This window comes from Reyranella soli, assembly GCF_007992495.1.
Taxonomy (GTDB): Bacteria; Pseudomonadota; Alphaproteobacteria; order Reyranellales; family Reyranellaceae; genus Reyranella; species Reyranella soli.
The window spans coordinates 1-5,107 of record NZ_BKAJ01000298.1; the positions used below are offsets into that span (position 1 = coordinate 1).

The 5,107-nt window shown below is 67.5% G+C and carries 6 protein-coding genes; 5 read left to right on the plus strand and 1 reads right to left on the minus strand.

Features of this window, described 5'->3' with window-relative positions; all coding sequences use genetic code 11:
• The 4 genes from RSO01_RS45915 to RSO01_RS45930 form a co-directional block, all read left to right on the plus strand.
• The coding region (locus RSO01_RS45915) for an amino acid ABC transporter permease (RefSeq protein WP_246159261.1) at positions 1-685 on the plus strand (685 nt) is incomplete at its 5' end.
• Positions 685-1,941 carry a M20/M25/M40 family metallo-hydrolase gene (locus tag RSO01_RS45920; protein WP_147157325.1) on the plus strand — a complete coding sequence of 419 codons (1,257 nt, stop codon included), beginning with the start codon at positions 685-687 and terminating at the stop codon, positions 1,939-1,941. The genes RSO01_RS45915 and RSO01_RS45920, both read left to right, overlap by 1 nt.
• 2 nt (positions 1,942-1,943) lie before the next feature.
• Positions 1,944-2,888, plus strand: coding sequence for an arginase family protein (locus tag RSO01_RS45925; RefSeq protein WP_218037672.1), 945 nt, complete (start codon positions 1,944-1,946; stop codon positions 2,886-2,888).
• Positions 2,889-2,975: 87 nt separating this feature from the next.
• Positions 2,976-3,929: a tripartite tricarboxylate transporter substrate binding protein gene (locus RSO01_RS45930; protein WP_170303891.1), complete on the plus strand. Its 954-nt coding sequence runs from the start codon at positions 2,976-2,978 to the stop codon at positions 3,927-3,929.
• A 3-nt stretch (positions 3,930-3,932) separates the two neighbouring features.
• Here RSO01_RS45930 and RSO01_RS45935 read toward each other — a convergent pair whose 3' ends face one another.
• Entirely contained in the window at positions 3,933-4,721 is a 789-nt protein-coding gene (locus RSO01_RS45935; protein WP_147157327.1) for a dienelactone hydrolase family protein, read from the minus strand.
• Positions 4,722-4,757: 36 nt separating this feature from the next.
• On the opposite strand from RSO01_RS45935, the gene RSO01_RS45940 reads away from it, so the two are divergent.
• A complete protein-coding gene (locus RSO01_RS45940) occupies positions 4,758-5,090 on the plus strand; it encodes an EthD family reductase (RefSeq protein WP_147157328.1) in 333 nt (110 codons plus the stop codon).
• Positions 5,091-5,107: the final 17 nt, after the last annotated feature.

A 5,107-nucleotide genomic window follows, 5' to 3' on the forward strand; every position in this document is an offset into this window, starting at 1 on the left:
GCGCTCCAATGAGGTGACGATGTTCAAATATCAGTTCCGCTGGGACACCGTCTGGGGAAGCTTCGACTTCCTGATGGGCGGCCTGCAGATGACGCTGATCATCTCGGCCATCACGCTGATGCTGGCGATGGCGGGCGGGCTGGTCATCGCGCTGCTGGACATGTCGCGCTTCCGGGCCCTGCGCTGGATCGGCGTCACGATCGGCGAGGTCGTGCGCAATACGCCGATCCTGGTGCAGCTCCTGTGGGTCTACTACGTGCTGCCGATCGTGTTCGGCGTGCGCATCGAGGCGCTGACGGCGCTGATCATCGGCCTGGCGCTCTACCAGGCCGCCTTCATCTCCGAGGTCTACCGGTCGGGCATCCAGAGCGTGCCGGTGGGCCATCGCGAGGCGGCGCAGGTGCTGGGCCTGTCACCGCTGCAGTCGTTCCGCCGCATCGTCCTGCCACAGGCCATCAAGATGACCCTGCCGCCGCTCGCCTCGAACTTCGTGCAGCTCATCAAGTTCTCGTCGCTGGGCGCGGTGATCTCGGTGAGCGAGATCACGCGGCGCGGCATGGAGCTGTCGGCCACCAACTTCCGACCGCTCGAGACCTTCACCTTCATCGCCGTCGTCTACTTCTTCATCTGCTGGCCGCTCGCCATGGCGATCCGCTGGTGGGAACGACGCCTGCAGAGCCGTTGATGAGCAAGAACCTTCGCCAGGCGCTGGCACGCGACGTCGAAGCTGCGCGCGACGCACTGATCGCCACCACGCAACGGCTGGTGGCCGTTGCCTCGCCCAACCCGCCGAGCGACACGCAGGAAGTCGCCGCTGTGGCCGAGGCGCTGCTGCGCGAGATCCCCGGCATGGAGGTCGAGCGCATCGAGCCCGAGCCGCGCGTCGCGAGCCTGATCGGCCGCCTCAGGGGAGCTCGGCCCGGCCGGCGGCTGATCTTCAACGGCCATCTCGACACCTTCCCGCTGCTCGAGCAGCTGCCCTGGACCGTGCCGCCGCTGGGCGGCGTGCTGAGGGACGGCAAGCTCTACGGCCGCGGCGTCTGCGACATGAAGGGCGGCATGGCCTGCTCGCTGCTGGCGGCGTCGCTGCTGGCGCGCCATCGCGACGCCTGGTCGGGCGAGATCGTCCTGACCTTGGCCGGCGACGAGGAAAACATGGGCTCGCTCGGCACCGGCTACATGATGAAGCACGTGCCGCACGCGCTGGGCAACGCCAACATCTGCGGCGATGTCGGCTCGCCCCGGGTCGTGCGTTTCGGCGAGAAGGGCCTCATGTGGGTCGAGGTCGAGGCCACCGGCTCGCCGGCCCATGGCGCGCATGTCCATCGCGGCACCAACGCCATCGACAGGCTGCGCACGGCGCTCGATCGGTTGAAGGACCTCGAGGAGATCCCCTTCCAGGCGCCGCCCGTCGTCAGCGAGGCGATCGCGCGTGCCAAGCCCATCTCCGAGCCATTATCGGGCGCGGGCGAGGCCGACACGCTGCAGCGCGTCACGGTCAACATCGGCACCATCGAGGGCGGCACATCGCCCAACCTGGTGCCCACGCACGCCATCGCCCATGCCGACATCCGGCTGCCCGTCGGCATCACCACCGATGTCCTCGTGGCCAGGCTCGACGAATGGCTGGCCCCGCTCGAGGGCGTGAGCTGGCGGGCCATCCGGCGCTTCGAGCCATCGTTCACGCCGCCCGGGCACGAGATCGTGCAGCGCACCGCGCGGGTCGCCGCCGAGGTGCTGGGCGAGACGCCAGCCGTGAACATGCGCGTCGGCGGCTCGGATTCACGCTGGTACCGCCAGTACGACGTGCCGACGGTGGTGCTCGGCCTGACGCCCTTCAACATGGGCGGCGCCGACGAGTATGTTCTGGTCGACGAGCTGGTCGCGGTCGCCAAGATCCACACGCTGGTCGCCTACGATTTCCTCTCCGCGGAGCAATGACCATGGACCGCCTGCCAGAGTCCGAGCTGTTCACCTCGCCCATGACCTTCATGGGCGCTCCTTACGGCCGACCGGGCCCGAACAACAAGGCCGCGATCCTGGGCATCCCCTTCGACTGCGGCACCAACATGCGCATCGGCGCGCGCGGCGGGCCCGATTCGGTGCGTCAGCAATCGGCGCTGATGCGCCGCTTCAACCCGACCAACGCCGACTTCGATCCGGTGGCCGCACTCGGGCTGGTCGACTGCGGCAACGTCAAGCTGACGCCGAGCAAGATCGTCGACGCCTTCGAGCGCACCGAGCAGGCGGTCGACCGCATCGTCGAGGCCGGCGCCATCCCCATCACCATCGGCGGCGACGGCTCGGTCACCGTTCCGGTGGCGCGCGCGGTCGGCAAGAAGCACAAGAAGATGGCGGCGCTGCATATCGATTCGCACACCGACTCCTATCCCTACGGCGAAGAGGAGAAGTACAACTCCGCCACCCAGTTCACCCACGTTGCCGAGGAAGGGCTGGTCGATCCGGAATTCTCCTGGCATGTCGGCATCCGCAGCACGACCTATGCGCAGGGCGTCGTGCCGCGCGCCATGAGCCTCGGCTACAAGATTGTCTCGATCGACGAGCTGATACGCGGCGGCTTTGCCCAGCGCATGGCCGAGTTCCGCGACAGGGTCGGCAAGCGGCCGGTCTATCTCTGCTTCGACATGGACGTGTTCGACCCGTCGACGGCGCCCGGCGTCTGCACGCCATCCTGGGGCGGCCTGTCGGCGCGCGAAGGCATCGACCTGCTGCGCTGCCTGACCGACCTCAACATCGTGGCGGTCGACGTCAACACGGTAAGCCCGCCGCAGGACGTCAACGGCATGGCTGCGCACCTCTGCGCCCACGTGATCTACGAGACGCTGGTCCTGCTCTGCCGCCAGATGGGTCTCGCAGGCGCGAAGTAGTCGTCGTCTTCCGGACCGCCGGCCTCTGGCCGGCTCATGAGCATGAGCCGGCTGGAAGCCGGCGGTCCGGAAGAGCATGATCGACCCATGAGACTTCTCTCGGCCATTCTCGCCCTCCTGCTGTCGTTCGCGACTGCGGCGTGGGCCGACTATCCCGAAAAGCCGATCCGCATCGTCGTGCCCTTCCCGCCCGGCGGCGTCACCGACATCGTGGCACGCCTGCTGGCCGAGCGGCTGACGGCCGAGTTCGGCCAGCAGGTGCTGGTCGACAACAAGACCGGCGCGGGCGGCGTGATCGCGGGCGAGCTCGTCGCCAAAGCGGCCCCCGACGGCTATACGCTGCTGCTCACGACGCCCAACCACACCATCAACGCGGCGTTCCGCGCCAACCTGCCGTACGACACCGAGAAGGACTTCCGCCCGGTGTCGAACGTGGGCCAGATCCCGATGCTGCTGGTGACGCACCCGTCGCTGCCGGTCACGACCTTCCAGGGCTTCATCGATTATGCGCGCCAGAACCCCGGCAAGATCAACGTCTCCTCGGCGGGCAACGGCACGCTGCCGCACATCACCATGGAACTGCTGATGCTCAGGGAGAAGTTCCAGGTGACCAACGTGCCCTATCGCGGTGCCGCGCCGGCGCTGGCCGACCTGGTGGCAGGCCAGGTCCAGGCCAAGCTCGACAACTACACCCAGTCGGCGCAGTTCATCGCCGACAAGAAGCTCAACCTGCTCGCGGTCACCAGCACGCGGCGGCTGAAGCAATTCCCCGACGTGCCGGCGATGTCCGAGAAGCTTCCGGGCTTCGACGGCTATCTGTGGATGGGTATCCTAGCGCCGGCCGCCACGCCCGACGCGGTGGTCCAGAAGCTGGCAACGGCCATCCAGCGCTTCGTCGCCATGCCGGCGACCCAGGCGCGCTTCGACAAGGACGGCATCGAGCCCGTCGGCAACGGGCCGCGCGAGTTCGGCTTGGAGATCACCGAGGAACTCACGGAATGGCGCGAGCTCGCCAAGACGACGAAGATCACGGTCGACTGAGCGTCAGCGCAGGTACTTGGCGAAGAACGCCTTGGTGCGCGCCTCGGCGTCGGGTGCAGCGCTGGGATCGTAGGCCAGGCGATGTTGCTTGCCGTCAGCGACGGTGATCGTGCGGTCCGGCGAGCGGCTGTCGAAGCTATGATAGGCATTGGGATAGTAGACGACGTCGACGAGGCTGGGCTGGGTGAAGCCTCCGGCCTGCAGCTTGCGGCAGTCCTCCGCGCGAGTCCAATCGTCCTGGTCGCCGATCAGGATCAGCAGCGGCACGGCGACGTCGCGGTCGAATCGCTGCTGGCAGCTTGGATAGTAGGCGACAGCGGCCTTCAGCCCGCGCGAAGCGAGGCCGTAGCTCTTCTGGACCGCCCGCACCGTCGTCCAGCCTCCGTGGCTGTGGCCGATCAGGCCGATCTCCCCCTTGCGCATGAAGGGCTGGGCATTGAGGAAGTCGATCGCGCCCGCCACGTCGGCCACGCGCATGTTGCCGTTCACCACGTTGCCGCGGCCGCACACCGACTTCTCGCCGCGTGGCCCGAAGGAATCGGGGGCGACGACGACGTAACCCCAACTGGCCAGCAGCTTGCCCCAGACATCGGTATGCGGGCCGACGCCGCCGCAGGTGTGGGCCAGCACGATCGCAGCAAACGGACCGGCGCCGGAGGGCTTGTACATCCAGCCGGAAATCTCCGGTCCGGCCGCACTGCTGCCGACGGCGACACTGGGAAAGCGTACGGTCTGGGCGGAGGCGCTGCCGGCGAACAGCAGCAGGAGAGCGATCGCGAACGCGCGTATCATGCCTCATAGTAGGCCCAAACTGGAGAGACGCCCACCATGATCAAGACGATCGGCCTGTTGACGCGCAAGGACGACTGGACTCACGAGCAGTTCATGAAGCACTGGGTCGAGGTGCATGCACCGCTCGCCCATGCCGTGCCCGGCCTGCGGCGCTACGTGCAGAACCACATCAAGGGCGAGCGCACGCGCGCCGACATTCCCGCCACCGAGGTCGCGATCGACGGCATCGCCGAGCTATGGTTCGACGACCAGGCCGCGCTCGAAGCGGCGGCGCAGACGCCGGAGATGAAGGCGCTGCACGCCGATGGCGCGAAGTTCATCGGGCGGATCAGAAGCTACGTGATCGACGAGAAGACAGTGATCGGGTGAACGGGAGCGCGGGCCTC